The organism is Paraburkholderia sp. GAS333, from assembly GCF_050435665.1.
GTDB classification, from domain to species: Bacteria; Pseudomonadota; Gammaproteobacteria; order Burkholderiales; family Burkholderiaceae; genus Paraburkholderia; species Paraburkholderia fungorum_A.
Window position 1 is genome coordinate 705,161 of record NZ_JBNDKS010000002.1, and the last position, 26,556, is coordinate 731,716.

Consider the following 26,556-nt stretch of genomic DNA (forward strand, 5'->3'; position numbering starts at 1 on the left):
CAGCATGTATGCGGTGTGCCGGCCGGTCTGCCCTGCGCAGAAGGCGATCCCACCGCGCAATCACTGAAAGAGGTCCTGTAGTGTCGACGCAATCCCCCCGTTCGCCGCAAGCCCGCAAACCCGCCGCGCCGAAAGCGATGCCCGGCCAGCCCAACGGCCCCGGCTCCTGGAAAAGTGGCCGCTGGATTCTGCTGCTGCTGGTGATCATCGGCGCCGCGCCGATTGTCGTGTCGTATTTCACGTACTACGTCATCAAACCAACCGGCGGCAGCACGAGTTACGGCACGCTGGTCGAGCCGCAACGGCCGATTCCCGACTCGCTCGTGGTCACCGGTGAAGACGGCAAACCGCTGAAGCTCGACACCTTGCGCGGCCGCTGGCTGATGATCTCCGTCGACAGCAGTTCGTGCGACAAAGCCTGTGTCACGAAGCTCTATTTCATGCGGCAAATCCGCGCAGCTCAGGGGCCGGAACGCGAGCGCGTCGTAGAAGTGTGGTTGCGCACCGATGCAGACAAGGTCGCAGACGTGATACAAACCGCCTATCCCGAAACCAGCATGCTGGTCGCCGACCCGGCGCAGGTGTCGGCGTGGCTGCCCACCGATAAGGGCACCAAAGTGACCGACCACCTCTATCTGGTCGATCCGAACGGCAATCTGATGATGCGTTTTCCGAAAGATCCGAACCCGAGCAAGATCAAGGGTGACGTGACGAAGCTGCTCAAATGGTCGAGCATCGGCTGATGTCGCAAACAGGGTAAGAAAGATGTTCGTACTGCAACTGGCTTTGATCGGCCTGTGTATCGCGTTGTTGCCGCTGTCCTACGTATGGGTCAAGGCCGACGACAACAAATTCCGCAAGCTGGTCTGGCTGACCACCTTCCTCACGCTCGATCTGGTGATGTTCGGCGGCTTCACGCGCCTCACCGATTCCGGGCTCGGCTGTCCGGACTGGCCGGGCTGTTACGGCACGTCGTCGCCATTTATCGCGCATGCGGCAATCACGGCTGCGCATCAGCTGATGCCCACCGGGCCGGTCAGCATGTCGAAGGCGTGGATCGAGATGATCCACCGTTACTTCGCGATGGCGATCGGCGTGCTGATCATCGCGCAGACCATCATTGCGTGGACTGCGCGGATCAGGCGCCGTCCGTTGCACGTATCGCCCTGGTGGCCGACCTCGCTGCTGCTGCTGATTCTGGTGCAGGGCGCGTTCGGCGCATGGACCGTGACGATGAAACTGCAGCCGATCATCGTAACCACGCACCTGCTGCTCGGTCTTGCGCTGCTCGGCACGCTCGGCTGGCTCGCAGCGCGGCTCACGCCGTTGCCCGCATTCGAGCCGGAAATCGCGCGATGGCGCGTCGCGGCGCTCGCGGGTCTGATTCTGCTGATCGCGCAAATCGCGCTGGGCGGCTGGGTCAGCACGAACTACGCGGTGCTCGCGTGCACCGACTTCCCGACCTGCAACGGCCAATGGATTCCGCCGATGGACTTCGCGCATGGCTTCCATCTGTGGCGCGCGCTCGGCATGACCGGTGACGGCGACATGATCACCCAGGACGCGCTGGTCGCGATCCACTGGACACACCGCACCTTCGCGATCGTCGTGGTGGCTTATCTGGCGTGGCTCGCGCTGAAGCTACGCCGCTTCGAATCGCTGCGGCGGCCGGCGAGCGGCGTGCTGCTGGTGGTGATCATCCAGTTCGTCACCGGGCTGTCGAATATCGTCCTGCAATGGCCGTTGCCGATTGCGGTCGCCCACAACGGTGGCGCCGCGATCCTGCTGCTTTTGCTCGTTATGTTAAACTTTCGGATCGCTTATAGCCGTCCCGGCCGCGCCTCGCTCCCTGCGCGCGACGCCGCGCCAGCGTGACCTCCATGGACAGCACAACACTCTCCCAAACACCCGGTAGCCGGGTCTCCCAGTACATCGCCCTGACGAAGCCGCGCGTCACGCAACTCGCCGTGTTCTGCGCCGTCATCGGCATGTTTCTTTCGACGCCCGGCATGGTGCCGTGGACCGTTCTGATCGGCGGTACGGTCGGTATCTGGCTGCTCGCGGGTGCCGCGTTCGCCATCAATTGCCTGGTTGAACAGAAAATCGACGCGAAAATGCGTCGCACGTCGTGGCGTCCGTCGGCGCGCGGCGAGATCACTACCGCGCAAATTCTGCTGTTTTCGGCGGTGCTCGGCGGCATTGGCATGTACACGCTGTATCACTTCGCCAATCCGCTGACCATGTGGCTCACCATTGCCACTTTCGTCGGTTATGCGGTGATCTACACGCTGTTGCTGAAACCGGCTACGCCGCAGAACATCGTAATCGGCGGTGCATCGGGCGCGATGCCGCCCGCGCTCGGCTGGGCCGCAGTCACCGGTCACGTGCCAGGCGACGCATGGATTCTCGTGCTGATCATCTTCGTGTGGACGCCGCCGCATTTCTGGGCGCTCGCGCTGTATCGCCGCAAAGACTACGAAAACGCCGGTCTGCCGATGCTGCCGAATACGCACGGCGAGAAGTACACGCGTCTGCATATCCTGCTGTATTCGTTGATCCTGTACGCAGTCACGCTGATGCCGTTTATCTCCGGCATGAGCGGGGTTGTGTATCTGGTATCCGCCGTGCTGCTGGGCGCCGTGTTCCTCGCCTATGCGTGGAAGATCTATCGGGAATATTCGGACGATCTGGCGCGCAGAATGTTTCGTTATTCGATCGTCTATCTGTCGCTGCTGTTTGCCGCGCTGCTGATCGACCACTATGCGCGTGCCCTGATCGGCGCGTAAAACCATGCTCAAAAATCGCTTCGCGCGCGTGGCGCGTGCTGCTGTAGTGGCTTGCGCGCTCGGCGGCGCGTTGCTGGTGGCGGGCTGCGGCAAGCAGCCGCCGGCCTTCACCAATCTCGACATCACCGGCAATACGCAATTCGGTAGCGATTTCTCGCTGCCCGACACGTCTGGAAAAATCCATACGCTGGCGGATTACAAGGGCAAAGTCGTCGTGCTGTTCTTCGGCTACACGCATTGCCCCGATGTTTGCCCGACCACAATGGCGGAGTTGTCGCAGGCGTTGCAGCAACTCGGTCCTGAAGACGCCAAGCGCGTTCAGGTGCTGTTCGTCACCGTCGATCCCGAGCGCGATACGCCTGAATTGCTCGCGCAATACGTGCCGGCGTTCAACCCGACTTTTGTCGGCTTGCGACCCGCCGATCAGGCGCAACTCACGAAGATCACCAAGGACTTCCGCGTCTACTACGCGAAGGTGCGGGGCAAGACGCCCGACAGCTACACGATGGACCACACGGCCGCGAGCTACGTGTTCGATACGGACGGCAAGCTGCGTCTGTTCGCGCGCGACGGCCAGGGCGCGACGCCGTGGGTGCACGATTTCAAGCTGCTGCTCGACTGATATTGCAGGGGCAAATGAAATGGGCGCGTGATTTGATCACGCGCCCATTTTCAATTCAGGTCGCGGTAATTCTCAGTCCGGTATCGGCAGATTCAGACCCGGCGCGAGACGCGTGGTCTTGAACTCCGTCACGTCGTAATGCGCGAGCTTTTGCACGACAAACGGATCGGTGGCGAGAATTGCGTCCAGTCTGTCCCGCTCGATGCGCACCGCCAGGATAATGCCGCCGTCGCGCGGAAGTTTCGGGCCTGCGGCCACGAAAATACCTGCTTCGAAGTATTTGGTCAGGAACGCGCGATGCGCGTCCAGCGCATCGTCGATACGGTCGAGCGGGGCGGTATAGGTGACGTTGATGACGTACATAGGCGTTCTCAAAAGCAATGGACTGAGCCGCTCACAGGCGCGGCCACGGTTTTCAATTATCGGTCAGACGCCGCCTGATTGCGTGCGCGGCGAGAGTGCGACGACGCGCGCCGCCCAACCCGCATACCCATATGCGATCGGGGTATTTCCCATCCCGCCGGGCATATGAGACCATTTAGGGCTCAGTTGGCGGAGCGTTTGCCTTGCAGCGAATCGCCGCCGGCTTCCACCAGAATCTGACATCGATCAGAGCATCAACCAGAAACAGCGAGAAACACCATGCAGCGCAGAAACATTCTTAAAGCCCTCTCGGCAGTGATCGCCGGTGCGGCGATCTTCACCAGCTTCGGCGCGCACGCCGACGACAAAGTCATCAAGGTCGGCACCATCGGCGGCCCGGATGCGCAGATCTGGGAAGTCGTCACCAAAGTGGCGAAGCGCGAAGGCCTGAACGTGAAGGTCATCGAATTCAACGATTACGTGCAGCCGAACGCCGCGCTCGACGCAGGCGATCTGGACGCGAACAGCTTTCAGCACCAGCCGTACCTCGACAGCCAGATCAAGCAGCGCGGCTACAAGCTCGTCAACGCAGGTCTCACATACATTTCGCCGCTCGGCGTCTACTCGAAGAAGCTGAAGTCGGTGAAGGACCTGCCGCAAGGCGCAAAGGTCGCGGTGCCGAACGATCCGTCGAATGAAAACCGTGCGCTGCTGTTGTTGCAGTCGCTGGGTCTGATCAAGCTGAACGCGGGCGCGGGTACGGGTGGCAATAACGCGACCCCGCTCGATATCGCGGAAAATCCGAAGAAGATCAAGTTCGTCGAACTCGACGCAGCGCAATTGCCGCGCACGCTGGCTGATGTCGACGCTGCCGTGATCAACACGAACTTTGCGTTTGCAGCCGGCCTGCAGCCGACCAAAGACGCGATCGCGCTCGAAGACATCCACAGCCCATACGCGAACCTGATCGCTGTGCGCGCTCAGGATAAGGACAAGCCGTGGGTCAAGAAGCTGGTCGCCGCTTACCAGTCGGAAGACGTGCGCCAGTTCATCAAGACGCAGTTCAAGGGTTCGATGGTCCCGTCGTTCTAAGCGACGCGTGACCGGGTGCAGGCTCGCGTGGCTTGATGTCCGCGCCGGGCCTGCGCTTCAACGCTACAAATCCAGCTCCCACCTTTCGACCGTCAGGTCCTTGCCGAAACGGCGCTCAGCCGCTGTGCCGGCAAGCCGGAAACCGGCGCGCTCGCAGAGCCGGCGCGGTTCGCCCAGCATGCTCGCCGTGGTCAACGTGAGTTTTGTGTAACCCACGCGCCTCGCGAATCGCACGCATTCGCTGACCAGTTGCGTGCCGATGCCGAGCCGCTGCACGTCCGGTTCGACCCACAGCAGGCGCATGCCTGCCACCGTCGTCGATACCCCTACGACGCACACCGAACCCACCACCATGCCGTCCTGTTCGGCAATCCAGCACGTCTCGCGTAGCGGATCGTTGCGCTGCGTGTAATCGGCGACCACTTTCGCGAGCAACCCCTCGAACGAGCGGTCCCAGCCGTATTCCGCCGCGAACCACTGCGCCTGTCGATGCACCAGCCATCCGCATTCGCCCGCGCGCGGCTGACGCAGCGTAATCAGTTCGTGTTTGGGTTTGCCGCCGAGGATCCGCTCGATCAGTCTCATCGCCGTGATCAACCGTTCCTGCGTGAGCGCCGTCAGGCCGTCGAGCAGCGCGCACACCTCTTCGATTGCAGCCGTGTCGAGCGGCGCATAGGCCGCGTGACCGATGTCGGTCAGGGCGATCAGCGACTGCCGCGCGTCCAGGTCGGACGGACGGCGCGTAATCAGATTGCGTCGCTCGAAACTGGTCAGCAGACGGCTGAGATAACCGCTATCGAGACCGAGCGCCCGCCCCAGCACGGAAGCTGTCTGCGCACGTCCGCGATACAGCTCGTGCAGCACGCGCACTTCCGTTAGTGAGAATTCGCTTTTTGCGAGGTGCTCATGCAGAGCCCCGATGTGCTGCGTATAGAAACGGTTGAAATGGCGGACGGCCTGAGCACGTCGCAGCGCCTCGGAATCGGTCAAAGGCTGCTCCCCGGGGAATTGTTATGGCTTGGTACACACAACTATATTTGAACGTAACTCTTTGACAAAGCCAGCCACGCAAAGCGCGCGGCGTTACTGGGCTGTGCTGGTATTGAAGAGGTATTAATCGTGCTGCCGGATTCGATAGCCGCAGTCCCCGTGAAGCGCTCACAGGTATCTTTCAATAGCCCGAATACGGGTAAATCCTTATCTCGAAAAAGGCTACCCAGAAGCGCTTTCAAACCTCCAGAAGCCTTATCTGGTAAGGCTTTGCACGCTCCGATACCACCATGGAACCACTCGATTGACTGGTATTATGTTGGTTATATAATGGGCTCTCATTTTTCGTAGGCCGGTCTCTTTACAGCAGCCCCGGAGCCCCATGGAAACTCGCTGGTCCGCATTGATGCCCGACGCCCGCAACGTCACGCCGCTGTATTTGCAACTGGCGCGCAATCTGGCGACGGCGATCCACTGTGGCGTGTGGTCGGCGGGCGAGGCACTGCCGTCGGAGCGCACGCTGTCGGACGCCATCGGCGTGTCGCGCATTACCGCGCGCAAGGCTATCGAGCTGCTGGTCGAACAGGGTCTGATCCGGCGGGCGCGGGGCGCGGGCAGCTTCATCACGCCGCGTGTCGAAGATCCGCTGTCGCGGCTCACCGGCTTCACGAAGAAAATGCAGCAACGCGGTTTCCAGCCGGATTCGGTCTGGCTCGAGCGCGATATCCGCGCCGCCAACCGTGACGAACTGGTGCATCTCGGGCTGTCGCCCGGCGCGGCGGTGGCGAGTCTGCGGCGGCTGCGCCGCGCGGACGGCATCGTCATGGCGGTCGAGCATTCGGCGCTGCCGGCGGCGATCGTGCCCGATCCGCAGGCCATCGGCGTATCGCTTTACAGCTATCTGGAGCAGCGCGGGGCCGCCGTGGTACGCGCGTTGCAACACTTCCGGGCGGTCAACGCGTCGAGCGAAATCGCCTCGCTGATGGATATCGAACCGCGCACCGCGCTGCTTGTCATTACCCGTATCGGCTATAGCGCCGATCAGCGCGCAATCGAGCTAACCGACACGTATTGCCGCGACGACTACTACGACTTCGTCGCTGAATTGCGCACCTGAAAGCCGGCCACGCGGCCGGCCGCCCAATGCGGCGCCAGCGGGCGCGATTCAGTCACACCCCGTATCACGCCTCACCAGAGAGACTCATGCTGACCGGAAACATACTCACCACCGATGGGTGGATTCACGGCACGCTCGAATACGAAAACGGCCGCATCACGGCGCTGACAGGCAATCCCGTCGATCCGTCGACGAACGACGCGCCGTACATCCTGCCCGGCTTCATCGATCTGCACGTGCATGGCGGCGGCGGTTCCGACGTGATGGAAGCGGGCGACGCGATCGAAGTGATCGCCCGCACGCATGCGCGTTTCGGCACGACGAGCCTGCTTGCAACCACCATGACCGCGCCGCGCGACGAACTGATGAACGTGGTCGCCGGACTCGGCAACAACGCGAAGGTGCGCACGCCGGGCGGCGCGCGCGTGCTCGGCGTCCATCTGGAAGGGCCGTACATCAACCCCGGCAAGCTCGGCGCGCAGCCGGACGCGGCGGTCTCGGCCGTGATGGACGAGGTGCTGAAGTATCTGTCGATTGCGCCGATCCGCGTGGTTACGCTGGCGCCGGAAATCGCCGGCCACATGGAGATCATCTCCGCGATGGCCGCGCGCGGCGTGCGCGTGCAACTGGGCCACTCGCTCGGCACCTACGACGACGCCGTCGCCGCGCTCAAGCACGGCGCGTGCGGTTTCACGCACCTGTTCAACGCGATGTCGCCGCTGCATCACCGCAATCCAGGACTCGTCGGCGCGGCGCTCGCGCACGCCGAATTCGCCGAAATCATTCCCGATCTGCTGCACGTCCATCCGGGCGCGATCCGCGCCGCGTTGCGCGCGATTCCGCGTCTCTATGTGGTGACGGACAGCACGTCGGCCACCGGCATGCCCGACGGTGAATACCGTCTCGGCAGCCAGCACGTGACGAAGTGCCTGGGCGGAGTGCGACTCGCCGACGGCACGCTCGCCGGCAGCACGCTGACGATGGATCAGGCGCTGCGCAATCTCGTCTCGATCGGCTTGCCGATCGCCGATGTATCAAACCGTTTGTCGCGCTACGCCGCCGACTATCTCGGCATCGAAGACCGCGGCCGTATCGCGCGCGGTGCGTGGGCCGATCTGGTCGTGTTCGATCGTGAACTGGCGTTGACCGCGACTTACGTCGAAGGAGAAGCAATTGTCGAATATGCTTAAAGAGGCGCTGGCGTCCGCAGAAACGGTCGCCGCGCAACTCTCGGACACCTCGCATGTCGAGGCCCTCGCCGCGAAGCTGGCCGAACAGCCGCGCCATGTCGCGCTGACGGTCGCGCGCGGCAGCTCGGACCATGCCGCGAGCTACTTCGCGAGCCTGACGATGAGCCGCATCGGCGTGCCGGTCGCGTCGCTGCCGATGTCGGTCGCGACGTTGCAGCAAGCGCCGTTGCAGGTGCGCGATCAGCTCGCGCTGGCGTTCTCGCAATCGGGTAAGAGCCCGGATCTGATCGGCTCGATGCAGGCGTTGCGCAACGCGGGTGCGTTGACCGTGGCTGCCGTGAACGCGCCGGGTTCGCCTCTGGCCGATGCCTGCGAATGGCAATTGCCTCTGGTCGCCGGCCCGGAATTGAGCGTCGCGGCCACCAAGAGCTACATCGCGATGCTGTCGATTTCCGCCCAACTGGTCGCGCATTGGCAGAAAGACGCCGACCTGCTCGGCGCATTGAAGACGCTGCCCGATGCGCTGCAAAGCGCGGGCAAGCTCGACTGGTCGAAGGCCGTGGAAGAACTGCGCGGCGTTGAACGCATGATCGTGATCGGCCGCGGTCTCGGTCTCGCGATTGCGCAGGAAGCCGCGCTGAAATTGAAGGAGACCTCCGGCATTCAGGCCGAAGCGTTTTCAAGCGCGGAAGTGCGCCATGGTCCGATGGAACTGATCGACCGTGATTACCCGTTGCTGGTTTTCGCACCGCGCGGCCCCGAACAGGCAGGCCTGCTGCAACTCGCGCGCGACATGCAGGCGCGCGGCGCACGCGTGCTGCTCGCCGCACCGGACGACGTGCCCGAAGCGACGTTGCCGCTTGCCACCACCGCTCATGCGGCGCTCGATCCGATCGCCGCGATCCTGTCCTTTTACGTGATGGCCGCCGGCCTTGCCGCCGCTCGCGGACGCAACCCTGATGCGCCGCGCCATCTCAACAAAGTCACCGAAACTCACTGACGAGAAATCAGATGCGACGTGTCGAGGAGTCCCGCTTGAAGAGCCATTCTGAAGGCCACATTGTTTTGCTGGCGCCGCTGACCGGCCCGGTCGTGCCGCTCGCGCAGGTGCCCGACCCGGTGTTTTCGGGCGGCATGTTCGGCGACGGCATCGGTGTCGATCCGCTCGAAGGGCGGCTGGTCGCGCCGTGCGACGGCACCGTTACCCATCTCGCGCGCACTGGTCACGCGGTCACGCTCGCGACTGCGGAAGGCGCCGAGATCCTGCTGCATATCGGTATCGACACGGTCGAACTGAACGGCAAGGGTTTTGCGCCGATGATCGAGCAGGGCGCGCAAGTGCGTGCCGGCGACGTGCTGATCGAGTTCGATCAGGATCAGGTCGCGCTGAACGCGCCGAGCCTGGTGTCGGTGATCGCGATTGCGAATTCGGATGCGTTCGAGATCGTCGAGCGCGTGGAAGGCGGCATCGTGAAGGCGGGTGAAACGCCGTTGCTGGTGCTGCGTGCACGCGCCGGCGAAGCCGCCGACGCGTCGCGTCAACTGAGCGCCACGAAGGTGATGGACGAAGCTCGTCGCCAGGTCACGCTGATTCACGCGGGCGGTCTGCACGCGCGTCCTGCGGCGCGGGCGCGTGAAGCGGCGCGCGGTTTCGAGGCGCGCGTCGAAGTGCGCTACGAAGGGCGCAAGGCGGCGATCGAAAGCGTGGTCGGCCTGCTCGGTCTCGGCGCGGGCGAGGGCGCGACGGTCGAGTTGCTCGGCGTCGGTCCGCAAGCTCAGGCCGCGATCGATGCGATCGCGCACGAATTGACGCGTGAAGCGCACGGCGAAGTCGAACAGGCAAAGCCCGCGCGCCAGGCATCGTCGCCGGTGACCCAGGCCGCGGCCAGTTCCGCTGGCGAGCCGCCCGCACCGAACACGCTTGCTGGCGTTTGCGCGTCGCCGGGCGTCGCGGTCGGCAAGCTGGTTCGCTGGGACGACGCGGACATCGATCCGCCGGAGCAGGCGGCGGGTACGTCGGCGGCGGAAAGCCGTTTGCTCGACAAGGCCATCGCCACCGTCGACGCGGACCTCGACACGGTCGTGCGCGATGCGTCGCAACGCGGCGCGGTGGGCGAGGCGGGCATTTTCGCGGTGCATCGCGTGTTGCTCGAAGACCCGACGCTGCTCGACGCCGCGCGCGATCTGATCAGCCTCGGCAAGAGCGCGGGCTTTGCGTGGCGCGAAGCGATCTGCGCACAGATCGGCATCCTGAATAAAGTGGAAGACGCGTTGCTCGCGGAACGCGCCGCCGATCTGCGCGACATCGACAAACGCGTGCTGCGCGCGCTTGGTTATACGAATGCGTCGGCTCGCACGCTGCCGGACGAAGCCGTGCTCGCGGCGGAAGAATTCACGCCGTCCGATCTGTCGTCGCTGGATCGCTCGCGGGTGACCGCGTTGGTGATGGCGCGCGGCGGTGCCACGTCGCACGCCGCGATTCTCGCGCGCCAGGCGGGCATTCCGGCGCTGGTCGCCGTGGGCGATGCATTGCATGCGATTCCCGCCGGTACACAGGTCGTGGTGAACGCCACCACCGGCCGTCTGGAATTCGCACCGACCGAAGTCGATGTCGAACGGGCGCGCGTGGAGCGCAGCCGTCTCGCCGACGTGCGCGAAGCAAATCGCCGCACGTCGCAGCAGGCTGCCGTCACTTCGGATGGCCGCGCGATCGAAGTCGCCGCGAACATCGCCACGCTCGACGACGCGAAAACCGCCGTCGACAACGGTGCCGATGCAGTGGGCCTGTTGCGCACCGAACTGCTGTTCATCCACCGCGCGTCTGCGCCGACCGTCGACGAACATCGGCAGAGTTATCAGGGCATTGTCGAAGCGCTGAACGGCCGCACCGCGATCATCCGCACGCTCGATGTCGGCGCCGACAAGGAAGTCGATTACCTGACGCTGCCGCCTGAACCGAACCCTGCGCTCGGCCTGCGCGGCATCCGTCTCGCTCAGGTGCGCCCGGATCTGCTCGACGATCAGCTGCGCGGCCTGCTCGCCGTGCAGCCGCTCGGCGCGGTGCGCATTCTTCTGCCGATGGTCACCGATGTCGGCGAACTGATCCGCACCCGCAAACGGATCGACGAACTGGCGCGCGAGTCGGGCCGCACTGAGCGAATCGAAGTCGGCGTGATGATCGAAGTGCCGTCGGCGGCCTTGCTTGCCGATCAACTCGCGCAACACGCGGATTTCCTGTCGATCGGCACCAACGATCTGACGCAATACACGCTCGCGATGGACCGCTGCCAGGCCGATCTCGCTGCGCAAGCCGATGGTTTGCACCCGGCCGTTCTGCGGCTGATCGCGGCCACCGTGCAGGGCGCGGAAAAGCACGGCAAATGGGTCGGCGTTTGCGGCGCGCTCGCGGGCGATCCGCTTGCGATGCCGTTGCTCGTCGGCCTCGGCGTGACCGAACTGTCGGTCGATCCGGTGTCGGTGCCGGGCGCGAAAGCGCGCGTGCGCAACCTCGATTATCAACTGTGCCGTCAACGCGCCCAGGATGCGCTGGCGCTCGAATCGGCGCAGGCGGTAAGAGCAGCAAGCCGCGAAACCTGGCCGCTGGACTGAACCCCAAACGGTCCGCAGCGGGCTTCGCTGGATGAGTACCCATAGCTACAACATTTAACGACCACGAGACAAGGATTGGAGATATCAATGGATGGGAATCCGTTTCTGAAGATTCAGCGCCTGGGACGCGCGCTGATGCTGCCGATTGCGGTGCTGCCGGTCGCCGGCCTGCTGCTGCGCCTCGGTCAGCCCGATGTGTTCAACATCAAGATGATCGCCGACGCGGGCGGCGCGATTTTCGACAATCTGCCGCTGCTGTTTGCAATCGGCGTGGCAGTGGGTTTCGCGAAGGACAACAACGGCGTCGCGGGTCTCGCGGGCGCGATCGGCTATCTGGTCCAGATCGCGGTGATGAAGGACATCAACGACAAGCTGAACATGGGCGTGTTGTCCGGGATCGTGGCGGGTATTGTCGCGGGCTTGCTGTACAACAAGTACAAGGACATCAAGCTGCCCGATTACCTCGCGTTCTTCGGAGGGAAACGCTTCGTGCCGATTGTCACGGGGGTGGTCTGTCTGATACTCGGCATTGTGTTCGGCTACGTGTGGCAGCCGGTGCAGACCGTGATCGACACGGCTGGCCACTGGCTGACGACGGCGGGCGCGCTCGGCGCATTTGTGTTCGGCGTGTTGAACCGTCTGCTGCTGGTCACGGGTCTGCATCACATTCTCAATTCGCTGACGTGGTTCGTGTTCGGCACCTTCACGCCGCCGGGCGGCGCTGCGGTGACGGGCGACCTGCACCGCTTCTTCGCGGGCGATCCGACTGCCGGAACCTTCATGACCGGCTTCTTCCCGGTGATGATGTTCGGCCTGCCGGCCGCGTGTCTCGCGATGTACCACGAAGCACCGAAAGAACGTCGCGCGATGGTGTTCGGCCTGCTGGCCTCGATGGCGCTGACGTCGTTCCTGACCGGCGTGACCGAGCCGATCGAATTCAGCTTCATGTTCCTCGCACCGGTGCTGTACGTGATCCATGCGCTGCTGACGGGCCTGTCGCTCGCCATCTGCTCGGCGCTCGGCATTCACCTCGGCTTCACGTTCTCGGCCGGCGCAATCGACTACGTGCTGAACTACGGTCTGTCGACCAAGGGCTGGTGGGCGATTCCGATTGGTATCGTGTATTCGGTGGTGTACTACGGTCTGTTCCGCTTCTTCATCCGCAAGTTCAATATGGCGACGCCGGGCCGCGAACCCGCTGCTGCCGACGAACAGGTCGATTCGTTCTCGGCTGGCGGTTTTGTGTCGCCGGTGGCAAGCGCTGCGGTGCCGCGTGCGCAGCGTTATATCGCGGCGCTGGGTGGTGCGGCGAATCTGTCAGTGGTGGATGCGTGCACGACGCGTCTGCGTCTGTCGGTGGTTGATCCGAACAAGGTGTCCGAAAGCGAACTGAAGACGATCGGCGCGCGGGGCGTGCTCAAGCGCGGCGCGACGGCAGTGCAGGTGATCATCGGACCGGAAGCGGACATCATCGCCGATGAAATTCGCACGGTGATGGCGCAGGGTGGTGGTGAGGCAGCGAAGCCTGCGGTTGCTGCGGCTCCGGCCGCTGCTGCATCGGCGCCGGTAGCCCATGCGGCGGAAGGCAATCACGGCGGTCCGCTCGACCCGGACCCGCTGCGCTGGCTCGCGGTGTTCGGCGGCGCGGGTAACGTGGTATCGCTGGATGCGGTGGCGTCGACGCGTCTGCGTGTCGTCGTGCGCGATCCGTCGGCGGTGGATCGTCAGCGCCTGGCTTCGCTCGATACCGCGTGGGTGTCGGCGGATACGTTCCACATCGTCGTCGGCGACTCGGCGCGACGCTACGCCGACACGCTCGCGACTCACATGTCGCAAACCGGCGGCGCAACGCCTCTGCCTGCATGAGGTAACGCGTAGTTGCATGAAATAAAAAAGCGGCGCCTTGATTCGATTCAAGGTGCCGCTTTTGCATTAAGCGGCGAACGCCTTCCGGCGAACTAAGCTTTAACGTTTATCGGATTGCCTGGCGTCGATCCACGCTCCGCGCGATTCGAGCCACAGCACGTTGATAATGCCGAACGAAAGCGCCACGCCAATCCCGAGAATCCAGCTGAAATACCACATCGCAAACTCCTGTTAGGCGCAATGCCGTTCAATACATCGAATGGTGATTTTCTTTGAGCGCGGCGGCGGTCACTTTGCCGCGCATCACGCGATATACCCAGCTCGTGTAAATCAGAATGAGCGGCAGGAAAATAATCACGGCGACCAGCATGATTTGCAGCGTCATGCGGCTCGACGTGGAATCCCACATGGTCAGGCTGCTGCGTCCATCGAGCGACGACGGCATGATGAACGGAAACATCGAGAAGCCGGCCGTCAGAATCACGCCGATCACCATCAGCGAGGTCGACAGGAACGCGCTCTTTTCAAAGCGCGAACGCGCGAGCAACATTGCCAGCACGCCGCCGACGATACCGGCCAAAGGCGCGACCACCATCCACGGATAATTCGCGTAATTGGTGAGCCACAAGCCGGGTGCGCCGATCACGGTTTTCATCAACGGATTGGCGACCGCGTCGAGCGGCGGCGCGTCGACGATCTGATAGCCGCCGATCATCGTCGCGACCAGTGCGCCGGCAATCAGGAACAGCACCACGGCGCACAGCGCGGCAATGCGCAGCGCCAGCGACGCGCGCTCGGCGACGATACCGTCCGACTTGATTCTCACGAAAGCCGCGCCGTGCGCAGTCAGCATCGACACACTGACCAGTCCGCACAACACCGCGAACGGATTCAACAAGCCGAAGAAACCGCCGTGATACGTGACGCGCAGATCGGTATCGAACGAGAACGGCACGCCTTGCAGCAGGTTGCCGAACGCGACGCCGAACACCAGCGCAGGCACGAAGCCGCCGACGAACAAACCCCAGTCCCACGCAGTGCGCCAGCGCGGATTCTCGCGTTTGCCGCGATAGTCGAAGCCGACGGGACGGAAAAACAGCGCGAATAGAATCAGCAGCATCGCGAAATAAAAGCCAGAGAACGACGCCGCGTACGCCAGCGGCCATGCAGCGAACATCGCGCCACCCGCGGTGACAAGCCAGACCTGATTGCCCTCCCACGTTGCCCCGACCGTGTTCACGACGATGCGCCGTTCGGCATCGGTCTTCGCGATGAACGGCAGCAGGATCGCGGCGCCCATGTCGAAGCCGTCGGTGAGCGCGAAGCCGATCAGCAGCACGCCGATCAACACCCACCAGATCAATTTGAGGGTTGCGTAATCCATGATTATTTTTCCCTTGAAGCGCAGTAGCGAGCGGCGAATCAGACGGCCGAGTTGGTCGGCAGCGGCTGATTCAGCGGCTGATCGGTTTCATGGTGATAACGGCCCGTGTGCAGCGACGAAGGCCCGAGCCGCGCGTACTTGAACATCAGCATGATTTCGATGATGAACAGCACCGTGTAGAACAGCACGAAGCCCGCGATGCTCAGATACAGATCGCGCGGCGTCAGACTCGACGCGGCGAGATTGGTCGGCAGAATGCCCGCGATACTCCACGGCTGACGCCCCATTTCCGCGACGATCCAGCCGAACTCGGCCGCGAGCCACGGCAACGGAATCGCCCACACGGCCCAGCGCAGGAACCAGCGGCGCTTCTCCAGCAACAACGTGCGTTGCGCGCAGAACCAGAACGCCAGCACGAACGTGGCGAGGAACAGCAGGCCAAGGCCGACCATCAGGCGGAACGAGAAGAACAGCGGCAACACCGGCGGAATGGTTCGTTCGGCAGCCTGAGCAATCTGATCCGGCGTGGCGTCGGTGACGTTCGCGGTGAACGGTTTGAGCAGCAGCCCGTAACCGAGGTAGTCCTTGTGATTTTCAAAGTCGGCTTTGGCTTCGTCGGTCGCATCGCCCTGCTTCAGCTTTTGCAGCGCGGCGTACGCCACCATGCCTTCCTTGATACGCGCCTCGTTACGCGTGATCAGATCTTTCAGACCGATCACGGGTTCATCGAGCGAACGGGTGGCGATGATACCGAGCGCGTACGGCACGCGAATCGCGTAATCGGTGCGCTGTTCCTTCTGATTCGGAATGCCGAATACCGTGAACGACGCGGGCGCGGGCCGGGTCTCCCATTCGGACTCGATGGCGGCGAGTTTCACTTTCTGGACTTCGCCGGTGGTGTAACCCGATTCGTCGCCGAGAATGATCACGCACAACGTGGAGGCCAGTCCGAAACCCGCGGCAATCGCAAACGAACGCAGCGCGAACTCGGTGTCGCGGCGCTTCAGCAGATACCACGACGACACGCCGAGCACGAACATCGCAGCCGTCACATAACCCGCCGACACCGTGTGCACGAACTTGACCTGCGCGACCGGGTTGAACAGCACGGAGAAGATGCTGTCGAGTTCCATCCGCATGGTCTGGTAGTTGAAGGTTGCGCCGACCGGGTTGTTCATCCAGCCGTTGGCGACCAGAATCCACAGCGCCGACAGATTCGAGCCGAGCGCGACGAAGAACGTGACGATCAGGTGCTGCACTCTCGACAGCCGTTTCCAGCCGAAGAAGAACAGGCCGACGAAGGTCGATTCGAGGAAGAACGCCATCAAACCTTCGACGGCGAGCGGCACGCCGAAAATGTCGCCGACGTAATGCGAGTAATACGCCCAGTTGGTGCCGAACTGAAACTCGAGCGTGAGGCCGGTGGCGACGCCCATTGCAAAGTTAATGCCGAAGAGCTTGCCCCAGAACTGGGTCATGTCTTTATAAATCTGTTTGCCGGTCATCACATAAACCGATTCCATGATGACGAGCAGCCACGACAACCCAAGCGTGAGCGGTACGAACAGAAAGTGATAGAGCGCCGTGATGGCGAACTGGAGGCGCGACAGTTCTACGACTTCGCTAACGGGCATGTTGATCACCTTGAGACGGATGCGAGGCAGGCACGGACAACAATGCCTGTGCGACTTGTTCTGGCGGCATGCTCATATGCACCGCCTGCGGATGATTGAAAAATGTGTATTTGAGCGCCATCAGCAGAACGAACTTGATGGCGAGAACAATGGCTACGTCCCGAGCCATTGTTGGCCCGCGTACCCACCGGGTGAACCGCTGACGCCAGCGTGAACGGCGGGTAGTGCTGCGATTGAGGGCTATGGTCATGATCGGTCGAATCGACTTCACACCGGTTGTACCGGCTGGACCCAGACCGTTTTGGAGATCTGGATAGTGCACCCCGATTTTAGGAGCGGAACATGGCGCTCCATTCGCCAGCGGCGCGGCATTGTGTCGCGAAATTTGCCGCGTTTAATCAGTATTGCAACGTGGTTTGTGATACGTCAAGAAAGCCTTTGAACGTCGGGGCTGGTCTTGCGTCGATGAGGGGGGAGTGAGCGACCCTTTGAGTGAGTCGTTGTAGCGGGCGAAAAAAAGCCCCGCCATCTTGCGAGAGCGGGGCTTTTACGGCCATTCAGCAGTTGATTGCTAACCGGGGCGAACCGGCATGCGTCAGACTTTAGACGTTACGCGTATTCGGTCAGCGCACCGCGCATTTTCTTCATTGCGCTAGCTTCGATCTGCCGGATACGTTCGGCCGACACGCCGAACTCGTCGGCCAGTTCGTGCAGCGTCGAGCCGCCCGAACCGTCGTCTTCCACCTTCAGCCAGCGTGCCTCGATGATGCGGCGGCTGCGGGCGTCCAGTGCATCCAGCGCACTTGCGATACCGTCGCTTTGCAGCTTGTCGCGCTGACGCGAAGCCAGCACGGCGGTCGGTTCGCTATGCGAATCGGCGAGATAGGCGATCGGCGCGTACGACTCTTCGCCGTCTTCGACCTGGCCTTCCAGCGCGATGTCGCCGCCGGACAAGCGCGTTTCCATTTCGGAAACCTCTTCGCGCTTCACGTTCAGCTCTTTAGCCAGATCGTCGATCTGGTCCGGCGTGAACGCGCCCAGGCCTTGCTTGTGGCTGCGCAGGTTGAAGAACAGCTTGCGTTGCGCCTTGGTGGTGGCGACCTTCACCATCCGCCAGTTGCGCAGAATGTATTCGTGGATCTCAGCCTTGATCCAGTGCATGGCGTACGACACGAGCCGCACGTTCTGCTCCGGGTCGAAGCGCTTCACGGCCTTCATCAGACCGATGTTGCCTTCCTGGATCAGGTCGGCATGCGGCAGCCCGTAACCCAGATAGTTGCGCGCAATCGACACGACCAGCCGCAGGTGCGACAGGACGAGTTTGCGCGCGGACTGCAGGTTCTCCTGCTCGCGAAATTCGGTGGCGTACTGGCGTTCTTCCGCCGGCGTCAGCATCGGAATCCGATTAACGGCCTGGATGTAGGCGTCGATATTGCCCAGTTGACCGGGCAGCATAGAGGAATGCGAGAGCGCCAGTGCACCTGCCGAAGCGGCCTTAGCCGACGACGGGCTCAGAGTACTCGGAAGGGTCATTGCATGGCTCACGTAAAAAACTCCTTTGGAATCAGACAAAAGCGTATTCAGTAAACGACTCCAGCGATGGATGTTAGCACTCTGATTTACCGAGTGCTAATACTTAGAGCGCGTAGGGTCATCCAAGTTCCGTGAATTCCTATTGAAATTCAGATTTCAATAGCCATCATACGCGCTTGTTACTTGCCCTGTGCGGTGCGTAGGATTTACCGGATTTTGCGCTGTGGTTCTCATTAATGGCTTGAGTTTTCTCTATTTGAAGTCAGTAATTGCGAGAGTTTTGATTTATTCATACGATTCACCTAAAACTGATAGTCGTTAGAATACGCAAAAGAGAAGTGCATTAATAAACGTCTGCGAGTGCGGGTGTTAGATGGACAACAAAAATAATGCTTTTCGCGATCTGGCTCTAAAAGGCGCGATGGTTGCCGCGGTGCTAGGAGCTTCCGGGCTGGCTTCAGCAGACCAGTTCGGCGTACAGATGGGCGCAGGCGTCGGCGACCGGCATATCAAGAAGTTGGACCTCGGCCTTGCGTGGGACCCGAATCTGACGTGGTGGTACATCGGCGACTGGCACTTCTCGCTGATCGGCGAAGCGCACGCGTCCTGGTGGCACACTAACGAAGGCGACGTGCACGGCAACGTCGGCGAGATAGGGGTCACGCCGGTGATCCGCTTCATCAGGAGTTCGGGGATGGTGCGGCCTTATATCGAAGTGGGCGCCGGTGTCCGCCTGCTGTCGACCACACGCATTTCTTCGACCTTCTCGGTCGCCACCGCGTTCCAGTTCGCCGACATGGCCGGCGTCGGCCTGCAGTTCGGCGGCCACCAGCAGTATCTGGCCGGCTACCGCTTCCAGCATATTTCCAACGGCGGTATCAAAGAGCCCAATCCTGGTATAAATTTCAGCCAGCTATATTTGCAATATAACTTTTGACGACCGTGGCCCCGTTCGGCCTACCGGTGCAAGGGGCTGAGCAATGGCGGCAAAGTTAATCGAAGCGATTCGCGGGCTCGAACGAGAGCGATTTCGCGCGATGGTCGACGGCGACGGGCAATCGCTCGACACGCTCCTCGCGGACAACGTGAGTTACGTTCACACGAACGGCAAGCGTGAGACGAAGCGGCAGTTCATCGACGGGATTACGGGCGGGCGCCGCCGTTATCGGCAGATCGAAGTGCAGTCGCAGGACGTGTTGCCCGTGGGACCCGAGACGTGCGTCGTCACGGGTCGGGCGCTGATCGAGATGGAGGCGAATAGCGGCGCGCTGCTGTTTCCGATTGCGTACACCGCCATTCATACGCAGGAAGACGGGCAATGGCGGTTGATTGCGTGGCAGGCCACGCGATGCGCGCTGGAGTGAGTTACGTGCGGGTCCGTGTGCGGACAGTTTCCCGGAACAGTGTGTCGTGTTGACTCAAGCTGCTGGAGCTTCGGAAGCGCGGCGCGAAATCAATTCGCGGATTCGCTGAGTGAGTTTGCTCCAACGAACCAAACTCACTCCCGCCTCAAGCCGCAGTCTTCGCTACATCCACAATCAACTCGACCTGTCGCTCGATCGCGCTCGGCACAGGCGCTTCGCCGCGCAGCACCGCGCTGATCCACGCGGCGGTGGTCTGCGCATCGCGTGCCTCTGGCAGCTCGACCTCGGGCGCATCCGGCGACGAGCGCTCGTGCGGCACGCGCGTTTCGCACACGCCATCGTGCAACCAGTCGACCTGCACTTGTCGCCGCGTATCCGCGACCGCCTCGCCTTCGGTGCCGCGCGCGAGCAACGCACCGCCGGCCGCCGCATCCGGATGCGTGTTGAACAGCTGCGTGAGACTGTCGCGATACGGCGGATGCGTGTAGTTCACCAGACGCAGCCCGGCCGGCGCGAACGGCTGAAGAATCTTCACGAGCGTATGCGTCGAATTGCGCACCCCCATCCGTCGACGCAAGCCGAGAAGCCGCGCGAGCTTCGGCGCGAGCACGTCGATCGAGGTGAACGCGAGACGGCGCTCGGCGAGGCCATCTTCGATATCGGCGTGCGACTGCGCGTGCGGAATCTGCAGATGCGTGAAAATTTCCGCGCTCGTCACGCGGCCCGGATCTTCGGTTACGCCATGCACCAGCACCGGCACGCCTTCGCGCGCCAGCAATAGCGCGAGCAGCGGCACCAGATTCGGCTGTTTGCGCGCGCCGTTATACGACGGAATTGACACGGGCCGGAATTCACCGTGCGGCAGATGAACCGCCTCGAACGACGCATGCGCGCCCGCCAGCATCGCGGCGAGTTCGTCGGCGGTCTCACCCTTCACGCGATACGCGAGCAGCACCGCGCCGAGTTCGAGTTCGCCCACCCGGCCGTCGAGCATCGCCGTGTACAACTCGCGGGTGTCGTCGGCGGTCAGCGCGCGGGCGCCGTTCGGGCCACGGCCGATTTCCTTGATGAAGCGGGCGCAGGGGAAGGGGGTGTCGTGGGCGGTGTCGGCGGAATCGGTCATCGGGCGCAAATGGGACGTGGTGACGGCCCGCTTTCGAACGGTTCGCCACGGTATTCAAGGGACGTTACAGGGGACGTTATTGGGTGTGAGTATCGCATCTATGGCGATCCCGCGAGACGGCCGCCTGGCAGCGCAGGCGTTGAAGGCGTACTTGACGGGCGTTTCGTACGGGCACCGTAAGCCCTTCGTACTGGCTTCGTAGGGCGCCTGCGCAAGCCTGCCGGCCTGCCGCGCATCGTGCTTTGCAGCGCGTTAAACTCGATGTTTTATCGCCGCGTCGGCGGCATCAATCGAAGAATGGAGAACGGGATGAGTTATGTATTCGCACCCGCACCGCAGGTGGCGGTGCCGGTCGTGGGATCCAGCGAGCAATTCGCGGTGCGCCGCATCTACTGCGTTGGCCGCAATTACGAAGCCCACGCGCGCGAGATGGGACACGATCCCGATCGCGAGCCGCCGTTCTTCTTCAGCAAGCCCGCCGACGCCGTGGTGTACGTCGCGCCCGGCGAGACCGGCGAGTTTCCGTATCCGTCGCTGACGAAAAACGTCCACTTCGAAATGGAAATGGTTGCGGCAATCGGCAAGGGCGGCAAGGATATCCCGGCTGAAAGCGCGCTCGATCACGTCTACGGTTACGCGCTCGGTCTCGATATGACGCGCCGCGATCTGCAGGGCGAGGCGAAGAAAATGGGCCGCCCCTGGGACACCGCGAAGGGCTTCGATCACTCGGCGCCGATCGGTCCGATTCATCCGGCGGCGACGGTCGGCCATATCGGCAAGGGTTCGATCTGGCTGTCGGTGAACGGCGAGGACAAGCAGCGCTCAGACGTGTCGCAGCTGATCTGGTCGGTGGCCGAGACGGTCGCGTATCTGTCGACGCTGTTCGAACTGCAACCCGGCGACCTGATTTTCACCGGCACGCCCGAGGGCGTCGGCGCGGTTGTGAAGGGCGATCTGATGAAGGGCGGTGTGGACGGGCTCGGCGAGTTCAGCGTGCGCGTCGTCTGATGAGTTCAGGCGTGGAGGAGACAGACAACATGAAGCTCTACAGTTACTTCCGGAGCTCGGCGTCCTATCGGGTGCGCATTGCGCTGAACCTGAAAAATCTGCCGTACGACTACGTGCCCGTGCATCTCGTGCGCGACGGCGGCGAGCAGCTCAAGCCCGAATATCGCAAGGTGAACGGCGACGGCATCGTGCCGACTTTGGTCGACGGCCACGAGGTGATGCCGCAATCGCTCGCGATCATCGAGTATCTGGACGAAACGCATCCCGAGCCGCCGCTGTTGCCGGGTACGCCGGCCGACCGCGCATATGTGCGCTCAGTGGCTTTGCAGGTAGCGTGCGAGATTCATCCGGTCAACAATCTGCGCGTGCTGAAGTATCTGAAGCACACGTTGCGGGTCGACGACGACGCGAAAGACGCGTGGTATCGCCATTGGATCGAAGCGGGTTTCACGACGCTGGATGCTCACCTGGCAGGCAGCGCACGTACCGGCAAACTGTGCTTCGGCGATACGCCGACGCTCGCCGACGCGTGCCTGATCCCGCAGGTGTTCAACGCGCAGCGCTTCAAGGTGGACACGGCGAAGTTTCCGACCATCCAGCGCATTTACGACCACGCGATGCAGATCGATGCGTTTGCCCGTGCGGCGCCCGGCGTGCAGCCGGATACTGAGTGATGTGATGGCCGGTAGTGTGGCCTGAACGCAAAAGGGGCACTCCGTGGAGTGCCCCTTTTTTCATGTGCTTCTATCGGAGAACGCGGCGCTGCCCGCTGGTTCAACCGCCCAGCAGCGCGTCCGAAAACTCTTCCGCACTGAACGGCTGCAAATCTTCGACCTTCTCGCCAACGCCGATGAAATACACCGGAATCGGACGCTGTCGCGCGATCGCGGCGAGAATCCCGCCCTTTGCCGTGCCGTCGAGCTTGGTGACGATCAGGCCGGTGAGGCCGAGCGCGTCGTCGAACGCTTTGACCTGCGCGAGCGCGTTCTGGCCGGTATTCGCGTCGATCACCAGCAGCACCTCGTGCGGCGCGCCGTCGTGCGCTTTGCCGATCACGCGCTTCACCTTGCGCAGCTCTTCCATCAGATGCAACTGCGTGGGCAGGCGTCCGGCCGTGTCGGCCATCATCACGTCGATCTTGCGCGCACGCGCCGCACCGACCGCGTCGAAAATCACCGCAGCCGGATCTCCGCTTTCCTGCGACACCACCGTCACATTGTTGCGCTGACCCCAGATCGCCAGCTGCTCGCGCGCGGCGGCGCGGAACGTGTCGCCCGCGGCCAGCAGCACCGACTGGTTAAAGCTTTGCAGATGCTTGGCAAGCTTGCCGATGCTGGTCGTTTTGCCCGCGCCGTTCACGCCCGCGATCATCATGACGAGCGGCTGCGCGCGGCCGAGCATCAGCGATTTTTCGAGCGGTTTGAGCAGGTCGATGAGCAGCGTGCGGAGCGCGGCCTTGACCTGTTGCGGATCGGTGAGCCGTTCGGTACGCACCTTCTCGCGTAACGATTCGAGCAGGAACTCCGTGGCTTCGACGCCCGCGTCCGACATCAGCAGCGCGGTTTCGAGTTCTTCGTAAAGCTCCTCGTCGATCTTCGTGCCGACGAAAATACCGGTCAGACTCGAACTGGTTTTCGACAGACCGGTTTTCAGACGAGTCAGCCACGAGCGCTTGGCGCTGGCGTCCTGCGCGGGCGCCGGGACGATTTCGACGGTTTCTACGGTTTCGAGCGCGGGCTCGTCGAACTCGGGTTCCGGCTCGATGACAGCCGGAGCAGCTGGAGCAGGCGTGTCGACGCGCACCGGCGCTTCGACGGCTAGCTCGGGCGTCGAGCCTTCAGGCGCCGTCTGCGACTCGTCTGCCGCGGTATCGGACTCTTTCGAACCCTTGAATCGTTTGAAAAAGCTGAACATGATCTGGCGTGGTGAGAGCGCGCGCCGATGCGCGCAGCCGGTACGAACCGGCGGAAGCGGCAGGCAGCGTTGCGTTTGCGGGATGCAAGGCGCTGGAAGCCGCACATTTTATCAGGCGCGCCGCCGACCGTCGTATCGGCCGAACGGCCAGGCTGGACGCCGGCTGCCCCTGTGGTAACGTTGGCGCTCCGGCTCGCACATATCTGCGGTGCGAGCGCCTTCATAAAGTAATCGAAACTGCATGCCCCGTTCAGCACCCTCACGCGCCCATGGCGCTTCGTCCAAAGGCGGTAAGCCGCACGCGATCCGCATTATCGGCGGCGACTGGAAGCGCACTCCGCTGCCTGTTCTCGACCTCGACGGCTTGCGCCCTACGCCCGACCGCGTCCGCGAAACCTTGTTCAACTGGCTTGGCCAGAATCTGGACGGCCAGCGCTGCCTCGATCTGTTCGCCGGCAGCGGCGCATTGGGCTTCGAAGCCGCGTCGCGCGGCGCGGCGCGGGTTCTGATGGTGGAGCGCAATGCGCGCGCCGCCAGCCAGCTGCGCGCCAACCAGGAACGCCTCGCTGCGCGCACGATCGAAATTGCCGAAGCCGACGGTTTGCGCCTCGCCGCGAGTCTCGCGCCCGGTTCGTTCGACGTCGTGTTCCTCGACCCACCGTTCGACGGCGATCTGCTCGGCAAAGCGCTCGCTCTGGTCGTGCCGCTCGTCGCCGCAGAAGGCTTCCTTTACGTGGAAGCAGCCGAGGCGCTCGAACTCGACGGGAACGAGTCGCTGGCCGGATGGGAGATCGTGCGGCAAGGCAAAGCCGGCGCTGTCCACTTCCATTTGCTGCAGCGCGAAAATAAGGAATAATGCGCGTTCCAAAATAAGCGCCGGGCGGTTTATAGTCACGCGCGCAGTCGGTGCCAAATGCGTCGCGTGGACGCTTTGACGTGGCCCTTTGTCTGAAGAGAGGAGAAGTCTCATGGTAGTCGCCGTGTACCCGGGCACGTTCGACCCGCTGACGCGCGGTCACGAAGACCTCGTTCGGCGCGCGTCGAGCATTTTCGACACGCTGGTAGTGGGTGTGGCCGACAGCCGCAACAAGAAGCCGTTCTTCACACTGAAAGAGCGCCTCGATATCGCTCATGAAGTGCTCGGGCATTATCCGAACGTTCAGGTGATGAGTTTCAAAGGCCTGCTGAAGGATTTTGTGCGTAGCAACAATGCGCGGGTGATTGTGCGCGGTCTACGTGCAGTATCGGACTTCGAATATGAGTTCCAGATGGCGGGGATGAACCGCTATTTGTTGCCCGACGTCGAAACCATGTTCATGACGCCGTCCGACCAGTACCAGTTCATTTCGGGCACGATCGTGCGAGAAATCGCGCAGTTGGGCGGCGATGTCAGCAAGTTCGTGTTTCCGTCGGTCGAAAAATGGCTGAAGGAGAAGGTTGCTGCGCTCGATCCGAATGGCGACGCTTCGGCGGCGCAGGTGTAACCGGCATAAACTGTCGGTTTGACGGATTAAAGTCGGCTTCGGCCGGCGTGAAGTGAGAGAAGCATGGCCTTGATGATTACCGACGAGTGCATCAATTGCGACGTATGCGAGCCCGAGTGCCCGAACGACGCAATTTCGATGGGCCCGGAAATCTATGTGATCGACCCGAAGAAATGTACCGAGTGCGTCGGCCATTTCGACGAGCCGCAGTGTATTCAGGTGTGTCCGGTCGAATGTATTCCACGCGACCCGGATCATCTCGAAACACCCGACGGCCTGATGGCGAAATATCACGCGCTGCAGGCAGAGAAGGGCGAATAACTTTTTGCGGCTTTAAACGGTCGTGATGGATAAAAAAATGGCGAGGCCGTGGTGGCCTCGCCATTTTTTTGTAGCGGCGTCTGCTTAGGCGCTGAAAATCTCACGCAGCGCATTGAGCAGAATCTCGCATTCGGCATCGGTGCCGACCGAAATCCGCAGATGCTGGTCGATCCGCGGCGCCTTGAAATGGCGCACGATAATCTCCCGCTCCCGGAGACGCTGCAAGAGCGTCGCCGCGTCATGCGTCGGATGGCGCACGAACAGCAGATTCGCCGCCGACGGCACCACATCGAATCCCAGCGCAGTCAGCCCGGACGCCAACCGCTCGCGGCTGGCAATTACCTTGGCGCAACTGTCGCGGAACCATGCATCGTCCTCGTAAGCGGCGGTGGCGGCTGCTTGCGCCAGCCGGTCGAGCGGGTAGGAATTAAAGCTGTCCTTCACGCGGTTCAGCGCGTCGATCAGCTCGACATTACCGAACGCGAAGCCAACGCGCATGCCGGCCAGCGAGCGCGACTTCGATACCGTCTGAACCACCAGCAGATTCGGATAGCGATCGATCAGCGTAATCGCCGATTCAGCGCCGAAATCCACATAGGCTTCGTCGATTACCACGACTGAATCGGTATTTTTCTGCAGTAGACGCTCGATATCGGCGAGCGGCAAAGGCCGGCCGGTCGGCGCGTTCGGGTTCGGGAACAGCACGCCGCCGTTCGGCGCGGCGTAGTCGTCGACATTGATCGCAAAACTGTCGTTAAGCGGAATTGTCCGGTATTCGACTTCGAAGAGCCGCGCGTAGGTCGGATAAAAGCTGTACGTGATGTCCGGAAACAGCAGCGGTTTGTCGTGCTTGAGCAGGGCCTCGAACGTGAGCGCCAGCACTTCGTCCGAGCCGTTGCCCGCGAATACCTGATCTGCGCGAATGCCGTGATAAGCGGCCACCGTTTCGCGCAACTTGCGCGCGGTCGGATCGGGATAGCGACGCAGCGACTCGCCGGCCTCGCCCAATTCGCGCCGGATCGCGTCGAGCACGCGCGGCGACGGCGGATACGGATTCTCGTTGGTATTCAGCTTCACCGGGTGCGCGAGCACGGGCTGCTCGCCCGGCACATACGGCGTCAGACGGTGAACGATGTCACTCCAATAGCGGCTCAAG

Annotated in this window: 27 protein-coding genes; 17 read left to right on the forward strand and 10 right to left on the reverse strand. The window is 62.4% G+C overall.

The window, feature by feature from the left end; translation table 11 throughout:
• The first annotated feature begins 80 nt into the window (after positions 1-80).
• Genes ABH945_RS12385 through ABH945_RS12400 form a run of 4 tightly spaced genes read left to right on the forward strand, consistent with a single transcriptional unit; the run spans position 81 to position 3,408 of the window.
• Positions 81-743 carry an SCO family protein gene (locus ABH945_RS12385; RefSeq protein WP_429250700.1) on the forward strand — a complete coding sequence of 221 codons (663 nt, stop codon included), beginning with the start codon at positions 81-83 and terminating at the stop codon, positions 741-743.
• Positions 744-765: 22 nt separating this feature from the next.
• Positions 766-1,875, forward strand: coding sequence for a COX15/CtaA family protein (locus tag ABH945_RS12390; RefSeq protein ID WP_074762893.1), 1,110 nt, complete (start codon positions 766-768; stop codon positions 1,873-1,875).
• A gap of 5 nt (positions 1,876-1,880) precedes the next feature.
• On the forward strand, positions 1,881-2,786 hold the full coding sequence (cyoE, locus tag ABH945_RS12395; RefSeq protein ID WP_429250701.1) for a heme o synthase: 906 nt from the start codon (positions 1,881-1,883) through the stop codon (positions 2,784-2,786).
• A 4-nt stretch (positions 2,787-2,790) separates the two neighbouring features.
• Positions 2,791-3,408 carry an SCO family protein gene (locus ABH945_RS12400; RefSeq protein WP_429250702.1) on the forward strand — a complete coding sequence of 206 codons (618 nt, stop codon included), beginning with the start codon at positions 2,791-2,793 and terminating at the stop codon, positions 3,406-3,408.
• 72 nt (positions 3,409-3,480) lie between these two features.
• On the opposite strand, the gene ABH945_RS12405 is transcribed toward ABH945_RS12400, so the two are convergent.
• Entirely contained in the window at positions 3,481-3,771 is a 291-nt protein-coding gene (locus ABH945_RS12405; RefSeq protein ID WP_429250703.1) for a YciI family protein, read from the reverse strand.
• Positions 3,772-4,050: 279 nt separating this feature from the next.
• Here ABH945_RS12405 and ABH945_RS12410 point away from each other — a divergent pair, with 279 nt between their 5' ends.
• Positions 4,051-4,863, forward strand: coding sequence for a MetQ/NlpA family ABC transporter substrate-binding protein (locus ABH945_RS12410; protein ID WP_429250704.1), 813 nt, complete (start codon positions 4,051-4,053; stop codon positions 4,861-4,863).
• A 63-nt stretch (positions 4,864-4,926) separates the two neighbouring features.
• Here ABH945_RS12410 and ABH945_RS12415 read toward each other — a convergent pair whose 3' ends face one another.
• Entirely contained in the window at positions 4,927-5,853 is a 927-nt protein-coding gene (locus ABH945_RS12415) for a GNAT family N-acetyltransferase (protein WP_429250705.1), read from the reverse strand.
• Between the two features lie 382 nt (positions 5,854-6,235).
• Here ABH945_RS12415 and ABH945_RS12420 point away from each other — a divergent pair, with 382 nt between their 5' ends.
• The 5 genes from ABH945_RS12420 to nagE all read left to right on the forward strand — a co-directional run bounded on the left by ABH945_RS12420 (position 6,236) and on the right by nagE (position 13,635).
• Positions 6,236-6,970 (forward strand): GntR family transcriptional regulator, encoded by a 735-nt coding sequence (locus ABH945_RS12420; RefSeq protein WP_074762899.1) that lies wholly within the window; start codon positions 6,236-6,238, stop codon positions 6,968-6,970.
• Between the two features lie 86 nt (positions 6,971-7,056).
• Positions 7,057-8,160 (forward strand): N-acetylglucosamine-6-phosphate deacetylase, encoded by a 1,104-nt coding sequence (gene nagA, locus ABH945_RS12425; protein WP_429250706.1) that lies wholly within the window; start codon positions 7,057-7,059, stop codon positions 8,158-8,160.
• Positions 8,153-9,160 (forward strand): SIS domain-containing protein, encoded by a 1,008-nt coding sequence (locus tag ABH945_RS12430; RefSeq protein WP_429251087.1) that lies wholly within the window; start codon positions 8,153-8,155, stop codon positions 9,158-9,160. Before nagA ends, ABH945_RS12430 begins: the two co-directional genes overlap by 8 nt.
• Before the next feature lie 11 nt (positions 9,161-9,171).
• Positions 9,172-11,769 carry a phosphoenolpyruvate--protein phosphotransferase gene (ptsP, locus tag ABH945_RS12435; protein WP_429250707.1) on the forward strand — a complete coding sequence of 866 codons (2,598 nt, stop codon included), beginning with the start codon at positions 9,172-9,174 and terminating at the stop codon, positions 11,767-11,769.
• An 87-nt stretch (positions 11,770-11,856) separates the two neighbouring features.
• The gene (gene nagE / locus ABH945_RS12440) at positions 11,857-13,635 is read left to right on the forward strand and encodes an N-acetylglucosamine-specific PTS transporter subunit IIBC (RefSeq protein WP_429250708.1); all 1,779 of its coding nucleotides are present in this window, start codon (positions 11,857-11,859) and stop codon (positions 13,633-13,635) included.
• Positions 13,636-13,734: 99 nt separating this feature from the next.
• Here nagE and cydX read toward each other — a convergent pair whose 3' ends face one another.
• From cydX to rpoH, 5 genes are all read right to left on the reverse strand, one after another.
• On the reverse strand, positions 13,735-13,854 hold the full coding sequence (gene cydX / locus ABH945_RS12445) for a cytochrome bd-I oxidase subunit CydX (RefSeq protein ID WP_074762904.1): 120 nt from the start codon (positions 13,852-13,854) through the stop codon (positions 13,735-13,737).
• A 28-nt stretch (positions 13,855-13,882) separates the two neighbouring features.
• Positions 13,883-15,019, reverse strand: coding sequence for a cytochrome d ubiquinol oxidase subunit II (gene cydB / locus ABH945_RS12450; RefSeq protein WP_429250709.1), 1,137 nt, complete (start codon positions 15,017-15,019; stop codon positions 13,883-13,885).
• Between the two features lie 38 nt (positions 15,020-15,057).
• Positions 15,058-16,653, reverse strand: a complete 1,596-nt coding sequence (locus ABH945_RS12455; RefSeq protein ID WP_429250710.1) for a cytochrome ubiquinol oxidase subunit I — start codon at positions 16,651-16,653, stop codon at positions 15,058-15,060.
• Positions 16,643-16,903 carry a cytochrome oxidase putative small subunit CydP gene (gene cydP, locus ABH945_RS12460; RefSeq protein WP_074762907.1) on the reverse strand — a complete coding sequence of 87 codons (261 nt, stop codon included), beginning with the start codon at positions 16,901-16,903 and terminating at the stop codon, positions 16,643-16,645. The genes ABH945_RS12455 and cydP overlap by 11 nt, the downstream gene beginning before the upstream one ends.
• A gap of 359 nt (positions 16,904-17,262) precedes the next feature.
• Positions 17,263-18,198, reverse strand: coding sequence for an RNA polymerase sigma factor RpoH (rpoH, locus tag ABH945_RS12465; protein WP_074762908.1), 936 nt, complete (start codon positions 18,196-18,198; stop codon positions 17,263-17,265).
• 361 nt (positions 18,199-18,559) lie between these two features.
• Here rpoH and ABH945_RS12470 point away from each other — a divergent pair, with 361 nt between their 5' ends.
• Positions 18,560-19,123 carry an acyloxyacyl hydrolase gene (locus ABH945_RS12470; RefSeq protein WP_429250711.1) on the forward strand — a complete coding sequence of 188 codons (564 nt, stop codon included), beginning with the start codon at positions 18,560-18,562 and terminating at the stop codon, positions 19,121-19,123.
• A gap of 43 nt (positions 19,124-19,166) precedes the next feature.
• Complete coding sequence (locus tag ABH945_RS12475; protein ID WP_074762910.1) at positions 19,167-19,550, forward strand: nuclear transport factor 2 family protein; 384 nt, start codon at positions 19,167-19,169, stop codon at positions 19,548-19,550.
• A 145-nt stretch (positions 19,551-19,695) separates the two neighbouring features.
• Here ABH945_RS12475 and ybiB read toward each other — a convergent pair whose 3' ends face one another.
• Positions 19,696-20,673: a DNA-binding protein YbiB gene (ybiB, locus tag ABH945_RS12480; RefSeq protein ID WP_429250712.1), complete on the reverse strand. Its 978-nt coding sequence runs from the start codon at positions 20,671-20,673 to the stop codon at positions 19,696-19,698.
• Between the two features lie 309 nt (positions 20,674-20,982).
• On the opposite strand from ybiB, the gene ABH945_RS12485 reads away from it, so the two are divergent.
• Both ABH945_RS12485 and maiA read left to right on the forward strand, forming a co-directional pair.
• A complete protein-coding gene (locus ABH945_RS12485; protein WP_429250713.1) occupies positions 20,983-21,681 on the forward strand; it encodes a fumarylacetoacetate hydrolase family protein in 699 nt (232 codons plus the stop codon).
• Positions 21,682-21,710: 29 nt separating this feature from the next.
• Positions 21,711-22,355, forward strand: coding sequence for a maleylacetoacetate isomerase (gene maiA / locus ABH945_RS12490; RefSeq protein ID WP_074762913.1), 645 nt, complete (start codon positions 21,711-21,713; stop codon positions 22,353-22,355).
• Between the two features lie 100 nt (positions 22,356-22,455).
• Here the strand turns inward: maiA and ftsY are convergent, their stop codons facing one another.
• On the reverse strand, positions 22,456-23,595 hold the full coding sequence (gene ftsY, locus ABH945_RS12495) for a signal recognition particle-docking protein FtsY (RefSeq protein ID WP_429250714.1): 1,140 nt from the start codon (positions 23,593-23,595) through the stop codon (positions 22,456-22,458).
• A 241-nt stretch (positions 23,596-23,836) separates the two neighbouring features.
• On the opposite strand from ftsY, the gene rsmD reads away from it, so the two are divergent.
• From rsmD to ABH945_RS12510, 3 genes are all read left to right on the forward strand, one after another.
• Entirely contained in the window at positions 23,837-24,451 is a 615-nt protein-coding gene (gene rsmD / locus ABH945_RS12500; protein ID WP_074762915.1) for a 16S rRNA (guanine(966)-N(2))-methyltransferase RsmD, read from the forward strand.
• A 112-nt stretch (positions 24,452-24,563) separates the two neighbouring features.
• Complete coding sequence (gene coaD / locus ABH945_RS12505; protein WP_429250715.1) at positions 24,564-25,079, forward strand: pantetheine-phosphate adenylyltransferase; 516 nt, start codon at positions 24,564-24,566, stop codon at positions 25,077-25,079.
• 63 nt (positions 25,080-25,142) lie between these two features.
• Complete coding sequence (locus ABH945_RS12510; protein WP_429250716.1) at positions 25,143-25,400, forward strand: YfhL family 4Fe-4S dicluster ferredoxin; 258 nt, start codon at positions 25,143-25,145, stop codon at positions 25,398-25,400.
• Between the two features lie 84 nt (positions 25,401-25,484).
• Here ABH945_RS12510 and hisC read toward each other — a convergent pair whose 3' ends face one another.
• Positions 25,485-26,555 (reverse strand): histidinol-phosphate transaminase, encoded by a 1,071-nt coding sequence (hisC, locus tag ABH945_RS12515; protein ID WP_429250717.1) that lies wholly within the window; start codon positions 26,553-26,555, stop codon positions 25,485-25,487.
• Between the last annotated feature and the right edge of the window lies 1 nt (position 26,556).